Raw genomic sequence first — 24,084 nt, 5'->3', positions numbered from 1 at the left:
TTGTATTTTATAATTTCATTCTATAGTAATCCCACCTTTCAGGATCAAATAATTGTACAAATTCTGCATCCTCTTTGGTGATTCTTGCTCTAATTACATCTCGTAATGCAAAACTAGTCAAATACTTGTATTTCATTGAATGTGCCTGCATGATGAACATGTGTCTCATCTCGCTGCCTCCCCTAAGTCCCCAATACCCCATTTTTAACGCTAAAGGCTCTAAAAATACTGTATTTTTCAAACCAAAATTTTCATCTCTTATTTCTTCACGTAATTGATAATTTTCAAGCGGCCCTCCTTTTGAAAATCCAATAATTTCTCCCTGACAATCATTTAATCTTAAAGTATTGATGATTGTATCTTTTTGTTTGATTGATTCTTTGAAATTTTCTTTTCCAAATTGTAATGGTTTTGGTAATTCTAAAAATATGTTGTATAATTTTTGAGCAAAATCTGGATCCTCTTGCGTAGTTTTATTTTCAATTGTTGAAACTAGTTTTAGATTCTCGTATGAAACATCTGCCTGAACACATACTTCTTGCTCTCTCATTTTCATAAAAGATAATACTGTATCAAAAAAATTCTTTCTCATTTCTTTTGGTAGTGTTTTAAGAATTGTTTTTGTCATCTTTGTTTCCTTGTTTAAAATTTCTTCAAAATATGCTACTGCTGTTCTGATAATTATTGATGGCCTCCATGCAAGTGCATGTGCATTCATTTTTGCCATCTCCATTGCTTTTGAAAAATCTCCTAATACATAACCACTAATTCTATCTACTACTGATAAATACCACCCAATTTCCATAATGTGTTCTTGTAAAGCTATGTTGTTTCTTGTTTTTTCTGATTTTTCAAAACATTTTTTGATTTCAATTTCTGCATTTTTTTTCATTTCTCCGTTCCATGGATATGTGGTTCTTAGTATCAACACTTTGATAATTTCTAAATCAATATTTGCAGAATTTAGTAACTCTCTTAATTTTTTATCCAATGAAATGAAATTCAATACACTTTCTTCGTGTGGTTTATCTATACTCTTTTGTGGATCAAAGTCATGAAATAGCGCTGCAGCATACAGATATTTTTTATCTTCTTGTGTGATTTTGATTTTTTCCTGATTAATTGCTAGTAGGGAAACGTATGTGACTTCTAATTCGTGATTAATATTGTGATATCCATAATAATCTGTTCCCAAACCTTGACTATCAAACAGATCAATTGTATAATCTAGCATTTCTTGATAGCAATTATTTTCTAATCCGTGTTTTGCCATTAAACTAAGAATCTCATTTCTCATTGAATGAGTAGTTGCAAGTTCTTGCATTATTTTTCGATTATAATCCAAGTTTTTAAATTTATTCCACAATATTTTTTGAAAATAACAAAAATAATTGCAATTTTCTTAATCTTTAATCACAAGATTCAATAATTTAGACATGAGAATTTTTTTTATGTCTATAGATTCTGATTTATTTGAAAATTTAATGAATTTTACTAGTCAAAATTCTCCTAAGTTCATACTTCATCTTAATGACAAAAACTATGATCTAATTGATGTTTCAATTGAAAATTCATCTGTTCCTGTAAACGAACCTACTACTCGTGGTGGGGTATATTTTTCTGGAAAATTTGCATATAAAATGAAAGGCGTACTCAAAGATCTTTCTGTTGTTCCATTACTTACAAAAAAAATGCTTGGACCTAATACTGAATTTGGTGAATTAAAAATCTCTACATTAATTGAATTAGATGATAAACCCATTTCTTTGGAGATTTTTACTAATTTAACAAATAGTGTTCAAACACCTGATTCTATCGAATTAAGTATGATAATTATTAATTTAAAATCTCTTTAACTTGATTTAAAATATCTGTCATACTTTTCTTTTGATTTTTCATCTGACAATATTTCGTATGCTTTGTTAATATTGATCATTTCTTGTTCAGAATCTTCTTTGGTTTTATCTGGATGAGTTTTTTTTGCTAATTCTCTAAAACTTTTTTTGATTTGTTCTGCCGTTGCATCTCTTTTGACTCCTAGAATTTCATAATAATCTGGCAAGTTTTCATTTGCCAATTCTTCTCTGAATTCTTTTTCTTGTTTAGTATTTCCTCTTTTTCCAATTTCTTCATAATCATCCCCCCAATCAGAATGATATTTCTCATATGTTCTATCTTTTTTTGAATCATGTTCTTGTTTGTCATATGTTGTCTTTTTTCTTAATATGATGTCTCTGGCTAAAAATAGAAATATTGCAATTATTGCAACAGAAAATCCTGCAAACAAAATTATTTTTTCATCGTCTGACACTTTCAATATTCTTTCAGAATCACTTTCTTGGGCACTAGCCATTTGTAAAGTACCAATCATCATTACAAAAATTACAAAAATTTCAATTTTATTCATATGTTCAAACCTATATTATTGAAAATGATTTTTTGTTCTATTTAGTAGTATATTTTTCTCTGAGTTTCTTAACTCTTCAAATTTAATAGATATGTAATTTATACAAAATTATGGACAAAATTGATGATCTTGTCTCCACCGGAAAATCTCATTTAGAAAATGGTAATTTTGAAAATGCCTTGTCTTTTTTTGAACAGGCACTGTTGTTAAATCCAAAAAATCCTGATTTGTGGAATTACAAGGGTGCTGCTCTTAGGAGTTTAGGTCGTTATGCTGAATCTATGGAATGTTTCAATAATTCTCTTAAACTTGATCCAAGAGACAAATTTTCTTCATAACCACTATGTGGTAATCTGAATTAACCTTTTTAATCATGAAAACCATGTAATGTTATGACAAGAACACAAAGACGTAGAGATACTGCTCATCCTACGCGTGATGGGAAGCATAATCCAATTTGCATTGATCCTGATTGCAAGGATTGTCAATAAATGAATTAAACTATCTTAATTCATTTTTTATCCTTTTTGAGCCTACCATAATTTTATTTTTTGTCGTTGGTTATGTTGGAATAACTTGTCTTTTAATTCAAAAACATGTTAATTTTCTATATGTCAAAACTTGTTGCCATTCAACAAAATAAAGTTTTAACTAAGGATCACTATATTATTGACACCAAATTAGATGATTTGTTGAATACCAAAGTAGATGAATTATTTTTAAAGGCAAATAATTGCATTGATGATGAAAATTTTTCAAAAGCAATTGAGTTTTATGATTTGATATTAAAAACAGATCCCAAAAATATCTCTGCTTTAATTGATAAGGGCGTTACTTTACAAATTCTTGGAAAAATAAAATCTTCTATTCATAGTTTTAACAAAGCTCTTGAATTATCTCCAAACAATATTGATGCCTTAATTAACAAAGGTTCTGCATTACATCTTGATCAAAAATATTTTGATGCAATTGCTTGTTATGACAAGGCACTAGAAATTGATCAAAAATGTTCTATGGCACTGGCTTACAAAGGGCTTTCTTTAGGTGAATTAAATGATCTTCCAGAGGCTATTCGATACTTCAAAAAAGCCCTATCTATTGACAAACATTGTACTTTAGCTCAAGTTTCTAAGGATACTGCACAAGAACTTTTAAAATCTACTAATCTCAGTTCTAAAAAACTGTAACATCGCCTGGTGCTGGTTCTCGATTGGTTTGTTTTTCATTTGTTTCAAAGAAATCTTGATGTTTTGAGTTTTGATGTTTTCTTAAATCTTCGATATTTTCAAAACCTTCGTGGCACAAGTAACATTTTGGTTTATGTTCATCAACTAATGGAAGTACCATGAGTTTTCTAATTTTTTTGGTTACTTATTTCTTAAGAGTATGGAATATATCCTAAAAGGAGAGTCAAAATGTATGTTAGAACAACTTGTTGGTGATTCTCAGGCATTAGATCGTGCATTAGCTGGAGAAGAATTGTCTTACAAGGATGGCTTGGAGTTGATGGATTATGATAATTTACATTTACTTGGCGCTGTTGCAGATTCTACTCGAAAAAAATTAGTTGGTGACACTGTAACATTTGCTGCTTCATATTACATGAATTACACAAATGTTTGTGCTGCAAGTTGTCAAATGTGTGCATTTTATCGAAAAGGCGATGAAGAGGACGCTTACACTTTAACCCCTAAAGAAATTGAACAACGAGTTGGAATTGCAAAACAAATGGGTGCTACTGAAGTACACATAGTTGGTGGATTTCATCCTGAACTTCCTTTAGAATATTATGAAGATATGATGAAAACCATCAAAAAAAGTCACCCTGAATTAAATATCAAAGCGTTAACTGCAGCTGAAATTCATTTCTTATCTAAACTTACAAAAAATTCTACTAAAGAAATTTTATCTCGTTTGAAAATCGCTGGATTGGATTCTATGCCTGGCGGAGGAGCAGAATTATTCCATCCTGATGTACGTGGTAAAATTGTTCGTGGTAAATGTACTGGACAACAATGGTTAGATGTTATTGAAGAAGCACATACAATGGGAATTCAAAGTAATGTTACTATGTTGTATGGTCATATTGAAAAACCAGAACACATTGTTGATCATTTAATAAAAATTCGTGAACTTCAAAAGAAAACAAATGGTTTTGTAACTTTAATTCCTTTAAAATTTAGTTTAGACAATACTGAATTAGAACAAAATGATCTAGTAACTAATGAATGCTCTTCAGTTTATGATTTGAGAATTGTTGCATTATCACGATTGATGCTTGCAAATACATTAAACAATATCTCTGTTTATTGGGTTGCATACGGTAAGAAATTGGCACAAGTTGCATTATCTAATGGTGGAAGTGATTTAGTTGGAACTGCATTTTCTGAAGAAATTTATCGTGCTGCAGGAAAACCTACAACTTCTTCTGTAGATGAATTAGCTACTATGGTCAAAGAAATTGGGCGAACACCTGCTCAAAGAAACACTCATTTTGGAATTTTAAAACAATTTTAACTCATTTGTTTTTTTATAGAATCTATTTTTTCTTCCATTTTTTGATGTTTATCTGTCCTTGAATCTATTTTTATAATTACTTCAACTCTGTTTATTCCTAAATTATGAACTGTTTCTACCATATTTTTTGATGCTTTGTTGATACTGTCAATATCATTTGATTCTAAAATCGTACCCATAGAATTAATCTCATATCTTAAATTTTCTATATTTTTTATTGATTCTATTGCTTTGGCAATGTAGAAACTCACACTGGTGGTTTTTGTTGCTAATGGGTATATGCTGATTTCTGCTTGAATCATTACTTGTTTCAAATTAATTTTGACTTAAAATGTTTGATAATTTTCTAAATAGTGAGATTGGTGAGATGAAGAGTCTCAACCAACCTCATGTAGATTGGAGAGTTCCGTTCTACATTTACCACGTTTTGTTAACCCGAATTGGTTAACGCGATTTTTGGAATCAAACGTACCTATCAAAATATGTTGTAACGTATAAAATAAACGGAGAATCTCTATTCTACTTTTTTTTCTACATTCTTTGTTGGTTTGTCGCCTTTCTTTCTTCGTGCCCCAAAACTAATCAAGACTAGTAAAAATCCTAAACCAAACAAAATTCCTGCTAATGTCCCATAATCTTTATTTTCTTGTTCAGCCAACATCAAGTCCAACGTTTCTTCTTCTGTCATCCCTGCTTGACCTACTGGAATTGCAGCATTGATGTTGATCGTAAATACTAATCCTACAATCACCATTGCCATTCCTCCTGCTAACATTTTTTTATTTACTAGAACCATCTATGGATTTTATTAAATTTCATCATATATTAGGGAATCAATCTTTTTTCATAATTGATTTTTTATTATCTTATGCGGTCTATTTGTTTGGAAAATTTAATAAAAGTTACAAAGTTTTGAGTGTTTTTCCCAAAACAATTTGTTTGTATTATCTATGATTTTGGAAACATTCTCTGCAATATACAGGTCTGTCTTCTTTTGGTTGAAATGGTACTTGACAATCATTTCCACAATCACCGCATTTTGCATCATGCATTTGTCGTGGTCTGTCGTCTCTTCTACCAAATCTGCCACCACCAAATCTGTCTCTATTTCTTGGTGCTGGTCTATGATTTTGGAAACATTCTCTGCAATATACAGGTCTGTCTTCTTTTGGTTGAAATGGTACTTGACAATCGGTACCACAATCACCGCATTTTGCATCAAACATTTGTCTATCTTCTTTATTATATGACATGTTTTCTAGGTTTAATCAAATGGCGTTGTAATTAAACCATTGTAAAACTATCTGATTTTGGTCTTTTTGAAATCTTTGAATATTAATTTTATTACATTGGAATTTCAGGTACTGACATTCCACCATGTCCTGAATCAATTGTTTGTTTTGGATTGAGGCTAGTGTCATGATGACATGGCTTGTTACATACTGGACAAAATTTTCTATCCAATACAATGCACTGACAAATGTGGTTTTTTACATATGATTGAGCAGCTTGGTTCCATTCCCCTGTTCCATTACAATAGACACATACATTTGTAGAACTAGAACCAACTCCTTTACAAAAATCACATACATCTTCTGTCATGTTCCTTATCTAGTTTATCTGTATTATATCATTTTGGTCAATTTTTTTGTTAAATTTCGTGCTTCATAATTCGGCAATATTCATCAGTTTTGAGGAAAATCAGAGAGAACCCGTTGACATAATCATCAGCACATAATTGTTAGTAATGAACTAAATATTTCTTATCTCTATTTTGTTTTAAAATTATACTGAACCTTCTGGTGGTTTTTGAACAAACACATTGCATACCAATGCATCCGTTTTTGAATCTCTGTACTGAACTTTACATGTGACAAATTTCCCAATTAATGCCCGTTCTAAATCTTCTTTTGTTTGTTCTGGACGTTGTCCTTCTTCAGTCTCTTTGATTAACCCCATGATGATCTTTTCAGTTTTTCCATAATCTCCTTTGTTGTCTTTTCTAGTGTGACTTACCAATAACCTAAATGCATTGCCTGTTAATACTTCTAAAACTGCTCCACCTATACCATCTCCATCTAATCCATCAGACATAATCGAATATTTTTTTTGTTCTATAATTACTTGGTGGCAATACTAATTTCAAAGTCTGGAACTAATCCTTTTTCTTTTGCCATTTCAAATAATTTTCTAATTGCTTGTTCTCCAGAATCTCCCATATTGACTGTTACTTGGTTTACATACATTTTAACAAATTTCTCAATCAAAGGACGTTCTTTTCCTCTGGAATATTGCATTGCATATTCTATGGCATCTTCAAAATTCTCTATTCCAAATTCAATTGATGATTGTAAGTATTTATCAAATTTTACAATTGTATCCATTCCTAAATCTGTTCTCATCACATTAATCCCTAATGGAACTGGTAAACCGTTTGTGGTTTTATCCCACCATTCTCCAACATCCAAAATTTTTACATTTCCTTCTTGCTCATATGATAATTGAGTTTCATGAATTACTAATCCTACATCCACCTCGCCGGATTCCACGGCCTTAGGAATATCGCTGAAATTCATTTCAACATAGTCAAATTTTCCTATCATTAATTGCAGTAATAGAAAAGCTGATGTCATTTTTCCTGGAATTGCAATTTTACATTTTTTTAATTCTTCAATTGTCATTTGTTTTTTTGCTGTGACTATTGGGCCATAATTAATTCCAAAACTTCCCCCACTTCTCAAAATGGTGTATCCTGGTATGTATGCACATGCATGTACTGATACTGCTGTTACATCTAATTCTGGATTTGTTGCTTTAAGATTCAGATTTTCAATATCTTCGATTACGTGGTTTACAGTAAAATCTGGTGATGGTACTTTATCAGTAAACATTCCATAAAACATGAATGCATCATCAGAATCTGGAGTATGTCCTACTGAAATTTCCATATTTGGTTTTTAATGAGTCGTAATAAAAATCCAAATCCTCGCTGTTTGATACTGTTGTTTGTTTGATGACGATCATTTTGAAAATTCTTCTCTATTCCAAATTTTTTAAAATTAAAAAAATTAATAATTTAATTTTGCGACTAAATATCACATACATTATATAATCCTCGACTGGTTTTCGCATTATGGCAAAATTCAAGTCAACACAAGAAGTAATGAAAATTATCAAAAATAAACAAAATATTCGTAACTTTGGTGTTATTGCACACGTTGACCATGGAAAAACAACTATGAGTGACAGCCTTTTGGCTTATTCTGGAATTATTGCCCCTACTGCTGCTGGAAAAGCACTTGCAATGGACTTTGATAAGGAAGAACAAGAAAGAGGAATTACAATTTACCAAGCTAACGTTACTTTACTTTATTCTCAAAATGACAATGATTATGTCATTAACATGATTGATACTCCTGGCCACGTTGATTTCAGTGGTAGAGTAATTCGAAGTCTTAGAGCAATTGATGGTGCTGTAGTAGTATGTGATGCTGTAGAAGGTATCATGACCCAAACTGAAACTGTAACCAGAATGGCACTTGAAGAAAGAGTAAGACCTGTTTTGTTTATCAATAAAGTTGATAGATTGATCAAAGAACTAAGATTAACCCCTGAAAAAATGCAAGCACAATTAGCTGAAGTTGTTTCAACTTTCAATCAATTAGTTGAAACATATGCTGAACCAGAATACAAAGAAAAATGGAAAGTATCTATTCAAGATGCAAGTGTTACATTTGGTTCTGCAAAAGATAGATGGGCAATTAACACTGATTTAATGAAAGAACGTGGAATTACTTTTAAAGATGTAATAGATGCATACACTGCAGAAAAACTTCCAGATCTAGTTGAAAAAGCACCATTAGCTGATGCTGTTCTTGGAATGGTTGTAAAACACCATCCTGCACCACAAGATGCAATCAAGTATAGAATTCCACAAATTTGGAAAGGTGATTTAGATTCTGATGTTGGAAAGGCTTTGCTTGCTGGTGAAGATGATGGGCCAACAATTATGATGGTTGTAAATATGGTTTTGGATCCTGCAGCTGGTCCTGTTGCAATTGGAAGATTGTTTTCTGGAACTATAAAGGATGGTCAAACATTACATATCCTTGATGAGAAAAGAGACGGACGTGTACAGTCTGTTAATTTCTTTATGGGTAATCAAAGAGAACAAGTTGGTGAATTGGGTGCTGGTAATATTCCCGCATTGTTAGGTTTAACTGAATGTCGTGCAGGAAACACTTTGTCTACTGTAAAAGACATTCCAATGTTTGAAGGTGTAAAATACGTTTCAGAACCTGTTGTTCAAATTGCAATTGAACCAAAACATCCTAAAGATTTACCAAAACTTGTTGAAATTTTAAGACAACTTACTATTGAGGATCCTAACTTAGTTGTAAAAATCGATGAAGAGAGTGGTGAAACAATTGTTGCAGGAATGGGTGTTTTACACTTAGATGTTGCAACTCACAGAATTCAAGACGCAAAATGTGAAATCATTACATCTGAACCTTTGATTAACTATAGAGAAACTGTTAAAGCTGGATGTGAACCAATCATGTCTAAATCGCCAAATAGACACAATAAAATTTTCATGAAAGTTGAGCCATTGGAACCTGAAATTGCTCACATGTTACGAACTGGAGAAATCAGCGATATGAAAGACAAAAAAGTTGTTGCTGATTTGCTAAAGGGTGCAGGATGGGATACTGATACAATTAAGAGAGTAATGAAATTTGATTCTCGTGGAAATGTTTTGATTAATGGAACAAAAGGTGTTCAATTTGTTCAAGAATCTACTGATTCTATAAATTCCGGATTTGATGAAGTAATGCGTGAAGGTCCCCTTTGTAAAGAACAAATGAGAGATTGTAAATTCATCTTTACACACTTTGTACCTCATGAAGATACTGCTCACAGAGGATTATCTCAACTTGGTCCTGCTTCCAGAAGAGCTTGTATGGGTGCATTACTTACTGCAGGTACTGCTGTTTTAGAACCAACACTTGCAATTGAAGTTCGTGTACCAACTGATCTTGTTGGTAATGTTGCAACAATTCTTTCTGGTAAACGTGGTAAAGTTCTTGATATGCAACAAAAAGGTGCATCAAGTATTGTTGTAGGTGAATTACCTGCATCTGAAACTTTTACTTTATCTGAAGCAATGAGAGGTCAAACTGCTGGTCGTGCAACTTGGAATACTTCCTTTAAAGAATGGACTGAAGTTCCAAAATCTATGTTGTCTTCTGCTGTAGCTGATATTAGAAAAAGAAAAGGATTAGCTCCTGAGCCACCTGGAGTTAATGAATTTATAGATAAAGAATAATTATTCTAATTTTTCTATAGATTTTGATGGTTAAAGTTGATAATACTCGTTATCAAGAATTATTAAAAATGAAAAAATCTTTGGAAGATAATAGACCTCATGATATTGATGAAATGAGACGTTGGAAGCATTCTATGAATAAAATACTTGAAGAATTGGAATTGTTCCGTTAATTTTTTTAAAATTTTTAACAATAAACCTTATTAGATAACCCATTAAATATAGGTCGACCTAAATATGATGAGTCGATTTGAGCCCACAGTTAAAAATTATGAACGTGAAAGAATAATTTTAGAGACAATTAAGGATAATCCTGATTTACATCATAATGGTTTGATTACTCTATTAGTTCCAAAATATATGGCAAAAACTACTTTTGAAAAGTCAAAAAATTCCTTAATTGAAAAAGAAATTTTGTTTGTTAAAAAGAAAGGAAATATGAAATTTTATGTTCCTACTCCTAATTATAAAGAAAAATCTCAACAACAATTAGAACAAAACACAAACAAAGCATTTCATGATATAAAATTAAAGATAAAAAATCTCGATGTTTCGTTTCCCCACAAGGATGTTGATGAAAAAATTTTGATTGGAACTATGTTTTTGAAAAGTTTGTTACAAACTGATACAGGATTTACTATTTTAGATTCTATAAAAAATCCTAAAAAAACATTATATCGTGACGAACATTTAATGATTCAACAATTGATCTCACAACTTTTTAAAATAATTAAAAGAGATGTTGATTATGAGTTAATTTTTCCAACCATTGTAAGTCACCATCAGGTAAATGTTCCACAATATGATCTTGAAACATGATTTTATCTAGTTTTTATTCCGGTAGTTTCTGTGATTCTTTATGGGATTACTATATTCAAAATTCTATATGGATTTTGATGATGAGGAATGGACTCAGATATCTAATAATCCCATAGTTTTTCAAACAAAGAAAGACAAAGTATCTTTAGAGATTGAAGATAGTTCTCATAAAACCTATAAACTGATTTTCAAAAATGGTGCCAAACTCAGTATGTTTAGAGTTACTGGAAAGTTTAGATTAACTTGGGATGATGAAGATTTGTTTAAATTATCTAAATCATAACGATCAATTATAATGTCTCTAGAAATTAAAATTAAAAACATTGTTGATAATTTTGATGATGTGTCATCTGATGAATTTTTAGAAATATTGGCTCAAATCATGCTTGAATTTAAAAGTAATTTGACTGTTGAGTATCTAAACGGCAAAGTTGAAAAAATTCTTGAACTTTCGTCAGAATCTGAAAAGAAAAAACAGTGTAGATTGCTTTTGCCCTACTATGACTGGTATTTGCAGGGTCAATAGATTATTCTGAATATATCTTAATTTTATTTAATGCATTTTCTATTTCTGGTAAATCTTTTTTAGATTCGCTAACATTCTCTAATAACTTTACAAAATATTCGTCAGATGTATTTTCTACTTTTTCAATATCTGATTTTCTACACTCTAATGCTTTTTCAATAATTTCTAAATCTTGTTCTAATGGTTCATATAATTTTGAATCTACTAAAAATCTTTCAATATTTGTTTTAGCACTTTCTATCATGGGAATTCTTTTTTTAGCTTGTGATTGCAATACTGGAGCAAACATTGCAGCTGCTTCCTTTACTTCTGGACTTGCATGGATTGTTTGTAATCTTTTTTTATAATGAGTTAAAGATTTGATGATAATTTTGTAACCTCCTTCTTCTTTTAGATAAATTCTTCCCATCCATGTTTTTTCAGACATTTATCCAATTCTTTTTTTTGTACTATTATAGTTTATTTCTCATATTTTTTGTTTCGATATTTGATTCATGTAAGAAATTATTCTATATCATAATTTTCTTGAATTGGTTGAGGTTTTCTGTTAATTAGATATAGTAGAATCCCTGCAACTGCTACGCCTATTCCTGTTAGACCTACAAATGTTCCTGAATTTTTGATGATTGCTGAATTTTCATTATATTCCATTGAATAAAATAAGATTAGTCCTAAAATGAACATGCTGACACCTATGATCATCCATGGCATTCCAGTTTTCATAAATTTTAGTCATATTTCCAATTAATAAATAGGCATTTTTAGGCATCATTTTTTATTTTAATGGCTTATATTTGACAAAATACCTTCTATGACTATGGCTGTAAAAAAGAAAGTAGATCTTCTAGATCTTGTTGAAAAAATCGTTAGTTTAAATTCAAAAATGAGATTTGCAGCAATTATTGATACTAAAGGAAATATTCGTGAAGGTATCATGAAAAAAGGCCAGACTAGTCTTAATTCTCAAAAAGCTGAAGAGCATTTTTGTAAACAAGTTGCACAAAGACGAACTATGAGAAAAGAATTTGATCGTTCATTAGGTAAAGTTCAATTTGTTCATGTTGAAAGAGAAAAAGTTTCTCAACTAGTACTTTATACAAAAAGAAACATTGTGTTTTTTACAGTTGAACCAAACACTCCTATGACAACTAAAGTTAAATTAATTGAAAAAATTAAAAAGATAACTGCATCTATCTAATTTTTATTATTTTAAAATCTGATGACTTTTCATAAGTATCTTGCAGACTCTAAAATGTTTGAATATGATAAACATTACAAAGAATGTCAACAACAAAACAAACCATTTATCAAATCAAAAATCAATCCTGTTCATGGTAATTATACTGTAAATGTTGATTTGATGTCTTGTAACTATGTTTTTTCAAAACCTGAATTAAATGAAATAAAACAATTAATTGATAATGAGAAATCATTTGTAAATTCAAACTATAGTAATTTACATTATGATTATACCATTGATGAAGAAGTGATTTGGATTGATGGTGTTTCAATTGAGAATATGGGTTTTGTATGTACTAGTATCTATGATTTGGCACAAAAATTTCATGACTAAAATCTGATCATGTTTTTTAAAATTTTATTTATCACTTGAATTTCTTTTTTCCTTTCATTAATAGTAGTTTCATTCCATTTTTTTAAAAATTCTGATTTTTTATCCATTTTTTCTAATTCTTGAACCTGTCTGACCAAATGTATTTTGTAATCATGTAGTAAATCTAGGTGTTTGTTGTGGTTTTTTTCAGTTGGTGTTGTCATCCCATTCCTCCATTTTCATATCTGGAAATAGATCTCTGATTCTTTTTCTGTCTTTTTCTACTGCATCAATTCTACTTCTTAGATGTTCTTTTACAGCAGGTTCTCCTTCATCGTCAATTTCTTTTTCCATATTTGAAATTATTTTACTTAATGATTTGTAGTAAATAATGTGATTTTGTTTTGATTTTTCTGATTTATCTTCTTCTTTTTCATCCATTGTTTTTATTGTTATTTTTAGAAATAAGTACTTGATCTTTTTTATTTTACACTAATTTACTCTATATTATTCATCTTCTACAAATTTTGTTCCTGTGGTTGTTATTCTACTAACCCATGGAAATGACTGATTTTCATCTTGATCGATTCCACCTCTTACTAAATTTTCATTTATTAAATATTTGACATTCTCAAAAATTTTTTTATTATCAATCTCTTTTAATTCTGGAAAATTGTACATGTGAATTTTTGGATTTTCTGATTTCCCTTTTGCCCTTTTGTAGAATTCTTTTAAAATAATTTCTCTGATCTCCTCATTTGTTAAATCTTTCATTAATTTAAAATATTTTTTTCTTTAATTAAATTTTTAATTTTTTGAAAAAAATAAAACTAGCAGATTTTTTCACATTCACATTGTCTACTTACAAACAAATTTTTGAATGATTCAAATCGGGATTGAGAAATTTTTGGTTTATTTCTGCCCACTATTCTAAATAATGAAATTCCTGTTTCTGAACTAGTTCCTTTTAATGCCCATGAACCATTTTTCATTAGATATGGTTTAGGATTGTTCATGGTTACTTTTTTTCTTGCTTTGATGTCATATGCTTCTATTCTTGACATAATCCAAAATTGAAAAATAATTATTAGATATCCAATGTAAAATTTTTCTTGCTGTTTAGATAAAAAATTTTTTTTGCTAAATTAATCAAAAAACTATTTCAAATTGTGCGTATTACACTAATATTGTAAAACGATTTCATAATTGTATGAAAATTTTGATTGATGAAATGGATGATGGTTGGGATGAAAAACTTAAAGAATTAGGTTTTGATGCATATAGTGTCAAAAAATTACGCACGGCTGGTTACAAATTAAAAACAGATTATTCTGTGATCAACTATGCTAAAGAAAATAATATGATTTTAGTTACCCGTGATACTGAAAGTGGTCAAGCCTGTGAAGAAAATGATTTACCATATGTATTGTTAGACAATATTTCTATTTTTAATATTGTTTTAGATAAATTAAAAAATTTTAATTGACATTGCTTTGATTTTTTCTTCCAACCTGTAAATTATTAATTATTTCATTCAAAAAACCTTCTTCAGGTTGATGTATCATACTATTCATAATAATTTCCCAACAATCACTAATTTTTCTTTTAATTTGTGAAAACATTCTATCTTTTTTAAATGTGGGATAATATGATAGCAATTTCATTATGCTCTCAGCTGACTGTATTGTATGTATAATGTGGATTGTATCTCTTAATCTTTGATGATATGAAAAATTTTCTTCTTTGCTAATTTGTTGAAATTTTCTTATTTCTTTAAAAATTAAATTTATTTCATTATGCAAATTTTTTAATTGAGTATTTACTGATTCATGTAAATCTATTAGTTCGTATTCAATGTGTGATCTATTGTGAACTGTTTTTTCAATCTCTCCTTTTTCTACTAATTCGCTAATTTCTCTATATACTATTTTTTCATTGCCTACTTTTTCTATCACTCTTTTTGCTAGTTCATTTCCACGTATCTTTCCGTTTTCATTTAAAATTCTAATAATTTCTGTTTTAATAATTTCTGAATTTTTATTCATTATCTCTCATCTGATGTTTGATATTTTGCCAAAATTTTTGATTCTCCGTTTTCAGAAATTTCTTTAATTATTGATTCTAAGATAACTATTCCTTTTTGAATTGGTTCTTTTTGATTGATTTTATTTTTCAATTTTTGTTTTAGTACCATTCTTTCATTGTTAACAAAACTAAGTAATGTCACTTTCTCTCCCATATTCAAATTAATGAAAAATTCAACATATTCTTTTTCTGAATTTATTGCCATTATCTGCTTTGTTTGTGGCTAGTATTTGTTACAATCTTTTCAACTTAGGTTTATTTACCATTTTTTGGTATTTGACATATGGATTCTTGTGATCATCGTGTTCGTGCTTATAAAAATGGAAAAACGATGGATGAATGTAAAGCAATAGCTGAGTCATTAATTCCTCAATTCAAAAAAAATATTCAAAATAATCAAAAAATTCTGTGGAGTGAAATACTAGATGTAGTAGATCATGATGAATTAATTTACAAACTATCATTAAAATTTCTTCGAAGAGATGGATATGATATTGGAAATTATAAAATTCCTGAAGTTAAGGCATTTATTTCTTAAAATTAATTTTACAACTTCCATCCGAATTTCTTAATTTCTTTGCCATTAGATATGGTGTTACAATTAAAATGGGAATTGAAATTCCAATCAAAAATGTCTGCATTTGTGACAGTGCTACTGACAATGCAATTCCACTTGCAGTTCCTATAAAAATTGACAAAAATGTTCCTGCACATGTTGGACATGCAATGAATAATCCTGTTGCAGCTCCAATAGTGCTAATTCCTCCACCTTTTTTGGAAATTGAATATGCTGTTACTGCAATTGAAACATTAAGACCAACTAAATATGAAACAATAATTTGTAGAACTAGATTAATTGGAATAATTTGTAAGCCAATATGTTCTGTAATGTAGATTATTATTTTTGGCATATATCCTGGTCCGTCACAACATGGTGCAATAAATCCTGATGGAATTGTTGCTCCATAATGGGTTACAAAATTAATTTCTGGTTGGTATACTAGTGTTCCTGAAATTAATGCAAAAAATATTCCATATCCGATAAATGTGGATAAGAAAATCCTCCTTGATTTTGAATTCCATGTAACTAATGCTATAATTGTTGAAAGATCTTTTCCATTTGTTTCAACTTTTCCTTTATGATATCTGAACATTCCAATTGCAATTGCACCAAATGCTGCTACCAACGTAATGTAAAATCCATATGCAATTCTTTGAATTGAATCAATTGCACTAGGCGTCATAAGTTCTGGATCTTGATATCTTCCATACAAAATAAACAAAACTCCTATAATTATAAATCCCAAAATTATCATTTTTTTCCCTTTTTTGACTAGACTAGATTGTTCCATGATGTCTTGATTTTACCGTGAAATTAAATTCTATCTTAACTGAGTTTGGGCACAAAAATATAGATGATTGCTATTATTTCCAATCTTCCAAAAATCATTAAAAATCCTAGTACTATCATTGTAGCAGGATCCGTACCATTATCAATTACTCCTGCTGATAATCCTCCTGTAGTGATAATTCCTGCTGCTTCAAAAAATGCATCTTGATATGGTACATTTTCTATTGCTGCAAGGTGAGCTCCTGTAATTGCAGAAATTGTAGGAAATAATGCAAGAATAATCAATGTTGAAATGATTTCTTTTTTATTTTGACTAGTTAATTTTGATCTACCAACTTTTGAAATAAATGATTTGATGTCTTTTAGATGAAATAATCTGAAAATTTTCAAACCACCTGCAGTTGAAAATCCGCATCCTCCAATAAACATCAAAATTATTAGGATTGTATGAGCTCCTCCACTTAGACCTGCTAAACTCTCAATTTGCAATCCTGCAGTTGAACTAGCTGAAACTGAATAAAATGCACTTTGCATCGGATCTAATCCACTAATTGCTGCAAACAACAGCGTGGCGCCACCTAAAATTGCAAAATATGCAAGTACTTCCTTTCCTAATTTTGGTGATAAGAATTTTTTTCTAACAAATGCATAGTGAAATGTAAATGGTAAAGCTCCTAGAATCATTGCACCCATTAGTACAATGTGCTCTTGCCACAAAAGTCCTTCAAGAATTGTAGATGTGGGTGTAAATCCGCCAGTAGACAGTGTGCTCATCGCCAGTGAAAAATTATCAATTATATTTCTCTCTCCGAATAGATATAACAAGAATGCAACAATTACAATGTAAATTGCAAAAATTACTGTAATTGTAAGAAAGAGTTCTTTCATGTGAAGTGTCTTGCCGGAAATAAAACCACGCATAGCTTGCAACTTTGATTCTGGGTAGAATGCTGTAATTACTAGATATATGAAACTCATTCCTCCTACCAATTGTGTGTAGCTTCTAAAAAATGTGAAACTTTGTGTTAATTTTTCAGGTTCATCAAACAGGGAAATTCCTCCAGTTGTAAATCCTGCTGCACTAGAAAAGAATGCATTTGCAAATACTTCTACATTTGTTTCATCACTAGGAAAGACATACAGATATGGTATTGTTCCAAACAAAGATAGTAAAAATAAACTTGAAAATACCAGTATTGACGCCTGCTGCAAATTCAGACTTGATTTTTCACCATATGAATTTAAGAAAAATCCTGTAACAAGTAATAGAACTGTAGTTAAGTAAATTCCTGATGCAGTAACTGTATCTTCTAATAAAGTGGCAATTACTGCTGGAACCAGTAACAATACTCCTGCAAATTGTAATACAAATCCTAAGTTTCCTAAAACTGCTTTTACTGGCGGACTCAAAAGTCGAGGTGTTGTTGCAGTTGCGTTTCTAATTATATTTGCAATCGTTGATTGAAGAATCATTCCAAGAACTTGGTTCTTTTTTGAAACTACTGGGAGTTTTCTTACATTGTTATCTCGCATAATGTGTAATGCATCTTGTAATGTTGATTTTTCGTTAATTGTGATAAGTGGCTTACTCATAATTTGCTCTAATGTGGTTGACTCTGCATACACTGATGCATCACTTACTTTACTAAGAATATCTTCATCAGTAACAATTCCAACTGGAAATTTTTTTTCATCTACAACAACAATGTCATCTGTTTCATAATTTCGCAGCATTGTTGCAGCTTCTCTTGTTAGTGTTTTCAGATTTAACATCAAAACATCTTTGTCCATGTACTCTGTCACGTATTTACTAAGGACGTAAGAAACTGCCTTTTCTGGATTTGTTGACATTAAGCTTCCTTATATCTGGATTTTAAATAATTTGGGGTAGTATTTAATTAATAAATTATTTTTAAGGTCTATCTAAATTTTGATCCCACATTTTTGCTATCTTTATAAATAATATCTGCATACTTTATGCGTAATACGATGAAAATTGATCAAGCTCCTGATCCTGATTATGATTCTGTAAAAATTAATTATGTTGGATTTGTAGATCCTTATGCTTTAGAAGGAATGGTTATTCTAAAAGCTGATAATGGAAAAGAGTTTCATATGCGGGCTTTTTCGGGAGAAGTTGCAAAACATATCTCAAGTTTTGATGAACCTGATGATGAACAATCTCCATCAATTTATCGAATGATTGAAGAAATTTGTGAACAAAATGAAATATCTCTTGTGAAAGTCAAAATTTATGAAAGTGGTGATGTGCTACGAGCAAACCTGTATTTTACTGGTAAGAAGGATTTGGTTTTAAAAAATCATAGAGCTTCAGATGCAATGGCATTAGGCGCATATTACAAAATTCCAATTTTGGTTAGAAAAAAATTACTTAAAGAACAAATGGAAGCATAGTTTTCTCTCCGAATGGTTTTTTTCTAAGTGTATTTGTGATATGCTATGGAACAACAAGAAGAATTAATGGATAATATTTTGAACACTGATCTTGAAATAATTGAAACGGTTCGAACATTACAAGAAGCAAATTGGATGGATGAAAGTTTAAGAAATCAGGTAACTGATTTACTTAAAATTCATGATGATATGATTACAAAATTAAGATCCCTTCAGGGTGATGATCATAGTTGTGACTGTGGTCATGATCATTGTTAATTTTATCCTTAATTTGTAAATGCTTCATAATTCGGCAATTTCATCACTCGTCAGTGTAGCTTAAAAATTTGATTAATCATCAGCATTTGTTTTTATTTTTGATCCAATATATTGATGTTAAATAATTAAACAGAAGCTTTTTGAAATGAAATGATGTTATTCTATTATGACTAATTTTGAAAAATTATATGCAAAAGTGGCATTAAAAATTATCAGTCGATGCCATGGTGCTATTAAAATTTCAAAGCGCGGTAAAATTATTGAAGTTTATGATGTAAAACGTCATATTTGGAGTGATGGACTTGCAGGTCTTATAATCAAAGAAGAATGTCGTTTGGCAAATCTAAAAGAATGGGAGTTTGCTAATGTTAGGGGATATGTAATTAAAGAATTATTGTCACAATCAAAAAATTAATCTTATAATTTTTTATCTCTTATTACAAATAACTCCCATTCTTGATTGATCTTTGTTGAATATTCTTTAACAAATTTTTGTCCTTCTTCTTTTAAAATAATTGAAGGATTTGTATTTCTTGTAAACCAACTATCATTTTTATTAATTGTAATAAAATCTAAATTCTCTAATTTGTTTACATGCTCCCTAAATTTTCCCGCATTTGTTTTTTTACAATTTTTAAAAATATTGGTATATTTTGTTACTCCATGTGTAATTGAAGCTAAGATAAGATAATCTACTGTGTCAAAAGAATCTGAATTCATCTAAAATCTATTGTCACATTAGATGATTAAAAGTTGATATTTGTCTAATTATGTGGGGTTCTTTTAACATGATAGTATCATCTTTTATTGGTGATAGTTCTGGCTTGATTATTTTATTGGTTGTAACTACAATTAATGCTTCACATCGTGTGCAAAGAATTGTTTTTCCTGAAGATCTTTCTTCTCTAATCAAATCTTTTTCTAATCTATCTGATTTTTGACACGTTGGACACAATCTAGGTTCTTTTTGAATGCTGTTGATTTCTTTAATGAATATTATTTTCCCCATATTTTCTGTTACTCTGAACACTAAAAGAATTTGACTGTTAATTGGTATCAGCAATCCATTTTGAATGTCAAACCGTTTTAATCATTCAAAATTAGAACGAATGGTATTCAGTATATTTCCAATCTAACCAATTAACTAGGGATTTGTTTTCCAATCTAACGTAAGAAGTTTTCCCTATCATTACTTTCTAATGGTAAAACTTGATCTTAAAGGTTTCTGGGTAGGAATAGATCTGTTGTTTTTTGTATTTTTATCTTGATTGTATTGATTTTTCTTATTTTTATGACTTTACAAAAAAAAAATAAATATTCTCCAATTTTTTTATATTATATGAATTTCAAAAAATTCATTATCGTATTTCTGTCTGTTACTCTTTTAACTAGTACATTAATTCCAATTGAAGATTCATTTGCAAATGATGGTTCTTCAATTACAGAAGTTGCAACTTTAGAACATGATGAAATATGGGGCGCCCATAATTCTCTTGTCCAAGTGGATTCAGACACCTACGCTTTAGCTTATTCTGGTGAGGGTAATGATGGTTACATCTCCACATTTACTATCACTTCCTCTACTACTGCACCATCTCAAGTTGGAACAGTTACAGTAACTCCTGGAACTGACACTACTGCACTTTCATGGAGTGCACCATCTGATGGTGGTTCTTCCATTACTGATTATATCATACAAATATCCCCTGATGATTCAAACTGGAGTACATTTTCTGATGGCACCAGTACTGCAACAACTGCAACTGTAACTGGATTGCCAAAAGGAACTGCATATTATTTCAAGGTAGCAGCAGTTAATTCAGTTGGCACTGGAAGTTACTCTTCATCAGGTTCTGGTACTTCCTATAACTATGCTGAAAATTACACTTTTACAGGAACACAATCATTTGATACTGGAACCCGCTTCCAAGCAGGAACTACTTTCAAGGCAAATCAGGATTTCTCTGGTGGTGCAATGACATTTGGTGCAAACCAAGTCTTCGATGAGGGAACAAAGTTTGCAGCAAGTCAGTCCTTTGGCTCTGCACAAACATTTGGAGATGCCCAAGAGTTTGGTAGCGGTGGAACTTTTGCAGCTGCAAACACATGGGGAGAAAAAGCTGATTTCTCAGCAGGTACTCAGACATTTAATGCAGCTCAAACATTTGGTGCTGCAGCAAAGTTTGCAGCAAACCAGGATTTCACAAATGTAGACCATGATTTTTCAGCTGCTGCAATGTTTTTCAATTCTGGTGGTCAGTTCTCAGCAGGTGAAGTCATGGGGGTAGGTGCTGATTTCTCATCAGGTGCACAAACCTTTGGTGCTGGCATGACTTTTGGAGAATCTACTGCATTTGCAGATTCACAAGACTGGGGAGCAAACGCTCAAACTTTTGACAAATACATGCACTTTGGGGACTCAAATGATTTCACAGGAAAAATTCAAACTTTCATGGAAGGAACATCGTTTGGTAGTGGAACTACATTCAAAGATACACAAACTATTCCAGTAAACACAATTCCTGCATTTGGTGTAATGCTTGAACAAATCACTTGTGGAACTGACACATCTGCAAACACCTGTATTCCAAATGATGCATCAAAGTATTTAGCTCCTGGTGAGTTTCTAACTGCAGGACAAGATCCTGCTGCCACATCAAACTCTATTTCTTCAAATGATAAATCCTTTGCAGTAGAAGGTGCAGGATTGGAGATGTCCTTTGCTTCAGTAACTGGTGATGGAACAATTACATCAGACCTGTATGATCCTGCAAATATTCCTGCAAGTACTGCAGTCGGAGACACTGGAAAAGTTTCAGTTAGTACCAGCAATGCTGGAACTGTTGAAACTATTGGTTCAGTTACAAATGTCTCAACTGGAACTGCAACCATATCTGGAGACATTACCATAACACTATCTTACACAGAGTCAAACATTCCTGCAGGAACTGCAGAATCTGATTTGACCATGATACACTATACTGGTGGAGAATGGAAAACAGAATCCAATTGTACTGTAGATGAGACTAACAACAAAATCTCTTGTACTGTAACGTCACTATCTCCATTTGGAGTTGGAGGTTCAGGTTCAGGTAGTGGATCAAGTTCCTCAAGTTCAGGTGGCGGCGGAAACAATTGTGACTCTAAGGGATTTGGAACTGGTAAATCTCTAATGGTGTATAACGTCAATTATTCTATTGATACAAATCTTGTAACCCTACAAGCTTATTCTACTTGCGGTACCGTCTCTGCTAGTGTTACAACTGACTCTGGTAAACAATCTATGGGATTATCATTGGAACAACCCCTCATTGATGAAAATATTGTACTGTATAGTGCCATACTTCCTGAAGGTATAACTGACTTTAGCATTGCAGTAAACAACAAAAAAAATACTTTTGATGAAAGGTATTATCCCCATGGAAATGATTTGAACAGAACATACACTGGTGAGACCATGTACACTTCACAACAACAAGGAACATCAATTACTTCAGGATACACATCAGACCAACATGGTGTCGTTGCTAATACTGCTGTAGATGTTGTTATGATGTCTGATGAAAAAATTGTAAAACCTATTGCTAATGAAATGGTAAATGAAAAACAAAACGTCCCAAAAACTAGTGAATCAATTTCACAATACATCCCAGAACCTGTAGCTGATTCTGTTGTATCTCCAGTAGAATTTATCTCAGAGGCATCATACATTTCAGAACCAGTAGAATCAAATGATATGATTCCATCTGAACCACAATACATTCCAGAGCCTACTCCAACTTGCGGTATGGGAACTGTAATGGTAGATGGTTATTGTGTTGTATTACAAAATGAGACACCAAAGCCATGGTGGAAGTTTTGGTAGGGATTTGGAATTTCAAAATGAAATTGGAATTTTAGAGATACCAATTAACAAAATACCATTTTTTTTATTGAAAATATGTTTTTCTTATGATTATTTTAATTATGAAGCCTACAATTTTGAATATTTTTATTATAATTTGAAATTATTACAATTTAATCTTAAATAGTTGTAGTTTGTATATACTATGATGTCGTTAGTTACAAAATCTAACGAATAACTTGCGTAACCCCGCAGAACGAAAAAGGCACTCAGGCGTTTAGACGCTTGACCACAAGAGGAAATCTCTAAATGTTCTGCAGTTATGGGGTTTACGCCTTTTCATTTTCCATATGCTCTTGATTCATTTCATTTTCATCTAAACATATTAGAAATCCACTATATTCAATCAAAATACATTGGTTACAATTCATGATGATTACATTCTATTTTGTACTTCACAATGGATTGAAAAAAAAGACATTGTAGAAAGATGTGGTGGAAGTGAATCTGAAGTGATTGAATCAATTAACAGACTTGTCTATATGGGATTTCTTGAATCTCGAACTCTAAAAAATAATCTATTTTATAAAAAACTAGATAAACCACAAAATCATGATCAATTTTCATTAATGTTAGATAATTTTTTAGATTATCAAAAATATGAAATTGAGATGATCCAAAAAACTCCTACCATTATGATGAGTGATGGTGGAAGATTTGGTTTCACAAAGGATGGATTGGAATTACTCGAACACATTCAAGAAGAAATTAATCGAGTTACAATGGTGATTTCCAGAATTGATCATTTTGACAAAATCAGAATTTTACAACATCCTATTGCACAACAACGAATTAAACGACTACAAAATCATATAAATCGAATTATGGAAATGATGTTAGATTCATACAAAGATGTTCGTTCAAACGTGGCACTACAAGAATATTTTAAAACACATACTGGAAAAATAAACAGTTTATAATTTT

Annotated in this window: 39 protein-coding genes; 18 read left to right on the top strand and 21 right to left on the bottom strand. The window is 30.9% G+C overall.

The window, feature by feature from the left end:
• Positions 1–7: 7 nt before the first annotated feature.
• A complete protein-coding gene (locus tag AW732_RS06525; RefSeq protein ID WP_067960263.1) occupies positions 8–1,324 on the bottom strand; it encodes an HD domain-containing protein in 1,317 nt (438 codons plus the stop codon).
• Between the two features lie 127 nt (positions 1,325–1,451).
• On the opposite strand from AW732_RS06525, the gene AW732_RS06520 reads away from it, so the two are divergent.
• Positions 1,452–1,856 (top strand): hypothetical protein, encoded by a 405-nt coding sequence (locus AW732_RS06520; RefSeq protein ID WP_067960260.1) that lies wholly within the window; start codon positions 1,452–1,454, stop codon positions 1,854–1,856.
• Here the strand turns inward: AW732_RS06520 and AW732_RS06515 are convergent.
• Positions 1,853–2,407 carry a DnaJ domain-containing protein gene (locus tag AW732_RS06515; RefSeq protein ID WP_067960257.1) on the bottom strand — a complete coding sequence of 185 codons (555 nt, stop codon included), beginning with the start codon at positions 2,405–2,407 and terminating at the stop codon, positions 1,853–1,855. The two genes, AW732_RS06520 and AW732_RS06515, sit on opposite strands and share 4 nt — an antisense overlap.
• 110 nt (positions 2,408–2,517) lie before the next feature.
• Here AW732_RS06515 and AW732_RS06510 point away from each other — a divergent pair, with 110 nt between their 5' ends.
• Together AW732_RS06510 and AW732_RS06505 are read left to right on the top strand one after the other, a co-directional pair.
• Positions 2,518–2,745, top strand: coding sequence for a tetratricopeptide repeat protein (locus tag AW732_RS06510; protein WP_067960254.1), 228 nt, complete (start codon positions 2,518–2,520; stop codon positions 2,743–2,745).
• A gap of 273 nt (positions 2,746–3,018) precedes the next feature.
• Positions 3,019–3,594 (top strand): tetratricopeptide repeat protein, encoded by a 576-nt coding sequence (locus tag AW732_RS06505; protein ID WP_172790416.1) that lies wholly within the window; start codon positions 3,019–3,021, stop codon positions 3,592–3,594.
• Here AW732_RS06505 and AW732_RS08785 read toward each other — a convergent pair.
• Positions 3,581–3,754 (bottom strand): hypothetical protein, encoded by a 174-nt coding sequence (locus tag AW732_RS08785; protein WP_172790415.1) that lies wholly within the window; start codon positions 3,752–3,754, stop codon positions 3,581–3,583. The genes AW732_RS06505 and AW732_RS08785 overlap by 14 nt on opposite strands.
• A gap of 72 nt (positions 3,755–3,826) precedes the next feature.
• On the opposite strand from AW732_RS08785, the gene AW732_RS06500 reads away from it, so the two are divergent.
• Entirely contained in the window at positions 3,827–4,924 is a 1,098-nt protein-coding gene (locus AW732_RS06500) for a radical SAM protein (protein ID WP_067960250.1), read from the top strand.
• Here AW732_RS06500 and AW732_RS06495 read toward each other — a convergent pair.
• The 6 genes from AW732_RS06495 to AW732_RS06470 all read right to left on the bottom strand — a co-directional run bounded on the left by AW732_RS06495 (position 4,921) and on the right by AW732_RS06470 (position 7,872).
• Complete coding sequence (locus AW732_RS06495) at positions 4,921–5,226, bottom strand: MTH1187 family thiamine-binding protein (RefSeq protein ID WP_067960431.1); 306 nt, start codon at positions 5,224–5,226, stop codon at positions 4,921–4,923. The two genes, AW732_RS06500 and AW732_RS06495, sit on opposite strands and share 4 nt — an antisense overlap.
• A 212-nt stretch (positions 5,227–5,438) precedes the next feature.
• Positions 5,439–5,720, bottom strand: coding sequence for a hypothetical protein (locus AW732_RS06490; protein WP_067960247.1), 282 nt, complete (start codon positions 5,718–5,720; stop codon positions 5,439–5,441).
• Between the two features lie 148 nt (positions 5,721–5,868).
• The gene (locus AW732_RS06485; RefSeq protein WP_067960244.1) at positions 5,869–6,177 is read right to left on the bottom strand and encodes a CxxC-x17-CxxC domain-containing protein; all 309 of its coding nucleotides are present in this window, start codon (positions 6,175–6,177) and stop codon (positions 5,869–5,871) included.
• A gap of 91 nt (positions 6,178–6,268) precedes the next feature.
• Positions 6,269–6,526, bottom strand: coding sequence for a hypothetical protein (locus AW732_RS06480; RefSeq protein ID WP_067960240.1), 258 nt, complete (start codon positions 6,524–6,526; stop codon positions 6,269–6,271).
• A 183-nt stretch (positions 6,527–6,709) separates the two neighbouring features.
• On the bottom strand, positions 6,710–7,018 hold the full coding sequence (locus AW732_RS06475; RefSeq protein ID WP_067960236.1) for a hypothetical protein: 309 nt from the start codon (positions 7,016–7,018) through the stop codon (positions 6,710–6,712).
• A 26-nt stretch (positions 7,019–7,044) separates the two neighbouring features.
• A complete protein-coding gene (locus AW732_RS06470) occupies positions 7,045–7,872 on the bottom strand; it encodes an MqnA/MqnD/SBP family protein (protein ID WP_067960233.1) in 828 nt (275 codons plus the stop codon).
• A gap of 185 nt (positions 7,873–8,057) precedes the next feature.
• On the opposite strand from AW732_RS06470, the gene AW732_RS06465 reads away from it, so the two are divergent.
• From AW732_RS06465 to AW732_RS06450, 5 genes are all read left to right on the top strand, one after another.
• Entirely contained in the window at positions 8,058–10,250 is a 2,193-nt protein-coding gene (locus AW732_RS06465; RefSeq protein ID WP_067960231.1) for an elongation factor EF-2, read from the top strand.
• Between the two features lie 26 nt (positions 10,251–10,276).
• Entirely contained in the window at positions 10,277–10,423 is a 147-nt protein-coding gene (locus tag AW732_RS08780) for a hypothetical protein (protein WP_172790414.1), read from the top strand.
• Positions 10,424–10,487: 64 nt separating this feature from the next.
• On the top strand, positions 10,488–11,069 hold the full coding sequence (locus AW732_RS06460) for a hypothetical protein (protein WP_067960229.1): 582 nt from the start codon (positions 10,488–10,490) through the stop codon (positions 11,067–11,069).
• 40 nt (positions 11,070–11,109) lie between these two features.
• On the top strand, positions 11,110–11,352 hold the full coding sequence (locus tag AW732_RS06455) for a hypothetical protein (RefSeq protein WP_172790413.1): 243 nt from the start codon (positions 11,110–11,112) through the stop codon (positions 11,350–11,352).
• A 12-nt stretch (positions 11,353–11,364) separates the two neighbouring features.
• Positions 11,365–11,595, top strand: a complete 231-nt coding sequence (locus tag AW732_RS06450) for a hypothetical protein (protein ID WP_067960226.1) — start codon at positions 11,365–11,367, stop codon at positions 11,593–11,595.
• A 1-nt stretch (position 11,596) separates the two neighbouring features.
• Here AW732_RS06450 and AW732_RS06445 read toward each other — a convergent pair whose 3' ends face one another.
• Entirely contained in the window at positions 11,597–12,022 is a 426-nt protein-coding gene (locus AW732_RS06445; protein WP_067960223.1) for a hypothetical protein, read from the bottom strand.
• Between the two features lie 77 nt (positions 12,023–12,099).
• Positions 12,100–12,318, bottom strand: coding sequence for a hypothetical protein (locus tag AW732_RS06440; RefSeq protein WP_067960221.1), 219 nt, complete (start codon positions 12,316–12,318; stop codon positions 12,100–12,102).
• A gap of 94 nt (positions 12,319–12,412) precedes the next feature.
• Here AW732_RS06440 and AW732_RS06435 point away from each other — a divergent pair, with 94 nt between their 5' ends.
• Complete coding sequence (locus AW732_RS06435; protein WP_067960426.1) at positions 12,413–12,793, top strand: DUF6659 family protein; 381 nt, start codon at positions 12,413–12,415, stop codon at positions 12,791–12,793.
• A 21-nt stretch (positions 12,794–12,814) separates the two neighbouring features.
• A complete protein-coding gene (locus tag AW732_RS06430) occupies positions 12,815–13,168 on the top strand; it encodes a hypothetical protein (RefSeq protein ID WP_067960218.1) in 354 nt (117 codons plus the stop codon).
• Here the strand turns inward: AW732_RS06430 and AW732_RS06425 are convergent.
• From AW732_RS06425 to AW732_RS06410, 4 genes are all read right to left on the bottom strand, one after another.
• On the bottom strand, positions 13,165–13,371 hold the full coding sequence (locus tag AW732_RS06425) for a hypothetical protein (RefSeq protein WP_067960217.1): 207 nt from the start codon (positions 13,369–13,371) through the stop codon (positions 13,165–13,167). The two genes, AW732_RS06430 and AW732_RS06425, sit on opposite strands and share 4 nt — an antisense overlap.
• On the bottom strand, positions 13,355–13,588 hold the full coding sequence (locus tag AW732_RS06420) for a hypothetical protein (protein WP_067960214.1): 234 nt from the start codon (positions 13,586–13,588) through the stop codon (positions 13,355–13,357). The genes AW732_RS06425 and AW732_RS06420 overlap by 17 nt, the downstream gene beginning before the upstream one ends.
• 66 nt (positions 13,589–13,654) lie before the next feature.
• Entirely contained in the window at positions 13,655–13,921 is a 267-nt protein-coding gene (locus tag AW732_RS06415) for a hypothetical protein (RefSeq protein WP_067960212.1), read from the bottom strand.
• A 56-nt stretch (positions 13,922–13,977) separates the two neighbouring features.
• Positions 13,978–14,211: a hypothetical protein gene (locus AW732_RS06410; RefSeq protein WP_067960208.1), complete on the bottom strand. Its 234-nt coding sequence runs from the start codon at positions 14,209–14,211 to the stop codon at positions 13,978–13,980.
• A gap of 146 nt (positions 14,212–14,357) precedes the next feature.
• Here AW732_RS06410 and AW732_RS06405 point away from each other — a divergent pair, with 146 nt between their 5' ends.
• Complete coding sequence (locus tag AW732_RS06405) at positions 14,358–14,633, top strand: DUF5615 family PIN-like protein (protein WP_067960205.1); 276 nt, start codon at positions 14,358–14,360, stop codon at positions 14,631–14,633.
• Here AW732_RS06405 and AW732_RS06400 read toward each other — a convergent pair.
• Entirely contained in the window at positions 14,626–15,192 is a 567-nt protein-coding gene (locus AW732_RS06400) for a hypothetical protein (RefSeq protein ID WP_067960203.1), read from the bottom strand. The genes AW732_RS06405 and AW732_RS06400 overlap by 8 nt on opposite strands.
• On the bottom strand, positions 15,192–15,437 hold the full coding sequence (locus AW732_RS06395; RefSeq protein WP_067960200.1) for a hypothetical protein: 246 nt from the start codon (positions 15,435–15,437) through the stop codon (positions 15,192–15,194). Before AW732_RS06395 ends, AW732_RS06400 begins: the two co-directional genes overlap by 1 nt.
• Positions 15,438–15,515: 78 nt before the next feature.
• On the opposite strand from AW732_RS06395, the gene AW732_RS06390 reads away from it, so the two are divergent.
• Positions 15,516–15,770, top strand: coding sequence for a hypothetical protein (locus tag AW732_RS06390; protein ID WP_067960198.1), 255 nt, complete (start codon positions 15,516–15,518; stop codon positions 15,768–15,770).
• On the opposite strand, the gene AW732_RS06385 is transcribed toward AW732_RS06390, so the two are convergent.
• Positions 15,760–16,584, bottom strand: coding sequence for a hypothetical protein (locus AW732_RS06385; RefSeq protein WP_067960195.1), 825 nt, complete (start codon positions 16,582–16,584; stop codon positions 15,760–15,762). The genes AW732_RS06390 and AW732_RS06385 overlap by 11 nt on opposite strands.
• A 35-nt stretch (positions 16,585–16,619) precedes the next feature.
• Positions 16,620–18,434, bottom strand: coding sequence for a CBS domain-containing protein (locus tag AW732_RS06380; protein WP_067960193.1), 1,815 nt, complete (start codon positions 18,432–18,434; stop codon positions 16,620–16,622).
• 138 nt (positions 18,435–18,572) lie between these two features.
• Here AW732_RS06380 and AW732_RS06375 point away from each other — a divergent pair, with 138 nt between their 5' ends.
• The 3 genes from AW732_RS06375 (at position 18,573) to AW732_RS06365 (ending at position 19,671) form a co-directional block, all read left to right on the top strand.
• A complete protein-coding gene (locus tag AW732_RS06375; protein WP_067960190.1) occupies positions 18,573–18,998 on the top strand; it encodes a bifunctional nuclease domain-containing protein in 426 nt (141 codons plus the stop codon).
• Between the two features lie 45 nt (positions 18,999–19,043).
• A complete protein-coding gene (locus tag AW732_RS06370; RefSeq protein ID WP_067960188.1) occupies positions 19,044–19,256 on the top strand; it encodes a hypothetical protein in 213 nt (70 codons plus the stop codon).
• A gap of 166 nt (positions 19,257–19,422) precedes the next feature.
• Positions 19,423–19,671 carry a hypothetical protein gene (locus AW732_RS06365; protein ID WP_067960185.1) on the top strand — a complete coding sequence of 83 codons (249 nt, stop codon included), beginning with the start codon at positions 19,423–19,425 and terminating at the stop codon, positions 19,669–19,671.
• A gap of 2 nt (positions 19,672–19,673) precedes the next feature.
• Here AW732_RS06365 and AW732_RS06360 read toward each other — a convergent pair whose 3' ends face one another.
• Together AW732_RS06360 and AW732_RS06355 are read right to left on the bottom strand one after the other, a co-directional pair.
• Entirely contained in the window at positions 19,674–19,976 is a 303-nt protein-coding gene (locus AW732_RS06360) for a hypothetical protein (RefSeq protein WP_067960182.1), read from the bottom strand.
• A gap of 13 nt (positions 19,977–19,989) precedes the next feature.
• Complete coding sequence (locus AW732_RS06355; protein ID WP_067960179.1) at positions 19,990–20,265, bottom strand: hypothetical protein; 276 nt, start codon at positions 20,263–20,265, stop codon at positions 19,990–19,992.
• Positions 20,266–20,595: 330 nt separating this feature from the next.
• Here AW732_RS06355 and AW732_RS06350 point away from each other — a divergent pair, with 330 nt between their 5' ends.
• Positions 20,596–23,121: a fibronectin type III domain-containing protein gene (locus tag AW732_RS06350; RefSeq protein ID WP_172790412.1), complete on the top strand. Its 2,526-nt coding sequence runs from the start codon at positions 20,596–20,598 to the stop codon at positions 23,119–23,121.
• 395 nt (positions 23,122–23,516) lie between these two features.
• Positions 23,517–24,080 (top strand): hypothetical protein, encoded by a 564-nt coding sequence (locus AW732_RS06345; RefSeq protein ID WP_067960173.1) that lies wholly within the window; start codon positions 23,517–23,519, stop codon positions 24,078–24,080.
• The last annotated feature ends 4 nt before the right edge of the window (positions 24,081–24,084 follow it).

It is taken from the genome of Nitrosopumilus sp. Nsub, from assembly GCF_001541925.1.
Taxonomy (GTDB): domain Archaea; phylum Thermoproteota; class Nitrososphaeria; order Nitrososphaerales; family Nitrosopumilaceae; genus Nitrosopumilus.
This window is presented reverse-complemented; position numbering and strand designations above follow the sequence as displayed.

Bases quoted from the DNA above. Each gene is read 5' to 3' on its own strand.
- AW732_RS06525 (WP_067960263.1), bottom strand. From the start codon at position 1,324: ATGCAAGAACTTGCAACTACTCATTCAATGAGAAATGAGATTCTTAGT.
- AW732_RS06520 (WP_067960260.1), top strand. From the start codon at position 1,452: ATGTCTATAGATTCTGATTTATTTGAAAATTTAATGAATTTTACTAGT.
- AW732_RS06515 (WP_067960257.1), bottom strand. From the start codon at position 2,407: ATGAATAAAATTGAAATTTTTGTAATTTTTGTAATGATGATTGGTACT.
- AW732_RS06510 (WP_067960254.1), top strand. From the start codon at position 2,518: ATGGACAAAATTGATGATCTTGTCTCCACCGGAAAATCTCATTTAGAA.
- AW732_RS06505 (WP_172790416.1), top strand. From the start codon at position 3,019: ATGTCAAAACTTGTTGCCATTCAACAAAATAAAGTTTTAACTAAGGAT.
- AW732_RS08785 (WP_172790415.1), bottom strand. From the start codon at position 3,754: ATGGTACTTCCATTAGTTGATGAACATAAACCAAAATGTTACTTGTGC.
- AW732_RS06500 (WP_067960250.1), top strand. From the start codon at position 3,827: ATGTTAGAACAACTTGTTGGTGATTCTCAGGCATTAGATCGTGCATTA.
- AW732_RS06495 (WP_067960431.1), bottom strand. From the start codon at position 5,226: ATGATTCAAGCAGAAATCAGCATATACCCATTAGCAACAAAAACCACC.
- AW732_RS06490 (WP_067960247.1), bottom strand. From the start codon at position 5,720: ATGGTTCTAGTAAATAAAAAAATGTTAGCAGGAGGAATGGCAATGGTG.
- AW732_RS06485 (WP_067960244.1), bottom strand. From the start codon at position 6,177: ATGTCATATAATAAAGAAGATAGACAAATGTTTGATGCAAAATGCGGT.
- AW732_RS06480 (WP_067960240.1), bottom strand. From the start codon at position 6,526: ATGACAGAAGATGTATGTGATTTTTGTAAAGGAGTTGGTTCTAGTTCT.
- AW732_RS06475 (WP_067960236.1), bottom strand. From the start codon at position 7,018: ATGTCTGATGGATTAGATGGAGATGGTATAGGTGGAGCAGTTTTAGAA.
- AW732_RS06470 (WP_067960233.1), bottom strand. From the start codon at position 7,872: ATGGAAATTTCAGTAGGACATACTCCAGATTCTGATGATGCATTCATG.
- AW732_RS06465 (WP_067960231.1), top strand. From the start codon at position 8,058: ATGGCAAAATTCAAGTCAACACAAGAAGTAATGAAAATTATCAAAAAT.
- AW732_RS08780 (WP_172790414.1), top strand. From the start codon at position 10,277: ATGGTTAAAGTTGATAATACTCGTTATCAAGAATTATTAAAAATGAAA.
- AW732_RS06460 (WP_067960229.1), top strand. From the start codon at position 10,488: ATGATGAGTCGATTTGAGCCCACAGTTAAAAATTATGAACGTGAAAGA.
- AW732_RS06455 (WP_172790413.1), top strand. From the start codon at position 11,110: ATGGGATTACTATATTCAAAATTCTATATGGATTTTGATGATGAGGAA.
- AW732_RS06450 (WP_067960226.1), top strand. From the start codon at position 11,365: ATGTCTCTAGAAATTAAAATTAAAAACATTGTTGATAATTTTGATGAT.
- AW732_RS06445 (WP_067960223.1), bottom strand. From the start codon at position 12,022: ATGTCTGAAAAAACATGGATGGGAAGAATTTATCTAAAAGAAGAAGGA.
- AW732_RS06440 (WP_067960221.1), bottom strand. From the start codon at position 12,318: ATGAAAACTGGAATGCCATGGATGATCATAGGTGTCAGCATGTTCATT.
- AW732_RS06435 (WP_067960426.1), top strand. From the start codon at position 12,413: ATGGCTGTAAAAAAGAAAGTAGATCTTCTAGATCTTGTTGAAAAAATC.
- AW732_RS06430 (WP_067960218.1), top strand. From the start codon at position 12,815: ATGACTTTTCATAAGTATCTTGCAGACTCTAAAATGTTTGAATATGAT.
- AW732_RS06425 (WP_067960217.1), bottom strand. From the start codon at position 13,371: ATGACAACACCAACTGAAAAAAACCACAACAAACACCTAGATTTACTA.
- AW732_RS06420 (WP_067960214.1), bottom strand. From the start codon at position 13,588: ATGGATGAAAAAGAAGAAGATAAATCAGAAAAATCAAAACAAAATCAC.
- AW732_RS06415 (WP_067960212.1), bottom strand. From the start codon at position 13,921: ATGAAAGATTTAACAAATGAGGAGATCAGAGAAATTATTTTAAAAGAA.
- AW732_RS06410 (WP_067960208.1), bottom strand. From the start codon at position 14,211: ATGTCAAGAATAGAAGCATATGACATCAAAGCAAGAAAAAAAGTAACC.
- AW732_RS06405 (WP_067960205.1), top strand. From the start codon at position 14,358: ATGAAAATTTTGATTGATGAAATGGATGATGGTTGGGATGAAAAACTT.
- AW732_RS06400 (WP_067960203.1), bottom strand. From the start codon at position 15,192: ATGAATAAAAATTCAGAAATTATTAAAACAGAAATTATTAGAATTTTA.
- AW732_RS06395 (WP_067960200.1), bottom strand. From the start codon at position 15,437: ATGGCAATAAATTCAGAAAAAGAATATGTTGAATTTTTCATTAATTTG.
- AW732_RS06390 (WP_067960198.1), top strand. From the start codon at position 15,516: ATGGATTCTTGTGATCATCGTGTTCGTGCTTATAAAAATGGAAAAACG.
- AW732_RS06385 (WP_067960195.1), bottom strand. From the start codon at position 16,584: ATGGAACAATCTAGTCTAGTCAAAAAAGGGAAAAAAATGATAATTTTG.
- AW732_RS06380 (WP_067960193.1), bottom strand. From the start codon at position 18,434: ATGTCAACAAATCCAGAAAAGGCAGTTTCTTACGTCCTTAGTAAATAC.
- AW732_RS06375 (WP_067960190.1), top strand. From the start codon at position 18,573: ATGAAAATTGATCAAGCTCCTGATCCTGATTATGATTCTGTAAAAATT.
- AW732_RS06370 (WP_067960188.1), top strand. From the start codon at position 19,044: ATGGAACAACAAGAAGAATTAATGGATAATATTTTGAACACTGATCTT.
- AW732_RS06365 (WP_067960185.1), top strand. From the start codon at position 19,423: ATGACTAATTTTGAAAAATTATATGCAAAAGTGGCATTAAAAATTATC.
- AW732_RS06360 (WP_067960182.1), bottom strand. From the start codon at position 19,976: ATGAATTCAGATTCTTTTGACACAGTAGATTATCTTATCTTAGCTTCA.
- AW732_RS06355 (WP_067960179.1), bottom strand. From the start codon at position 20,265: ATGGGGAAAATAATATTCATTAAAGAAATCAACAGCATTCAAAAAGAA.
- AW732_RS06350 (WP_172790412.1), top strand. From the start codon at position 20,596: ATGAATTTCAAAAAATTCATTATCGTATTTCTGTCTGTTACTCTTTTA.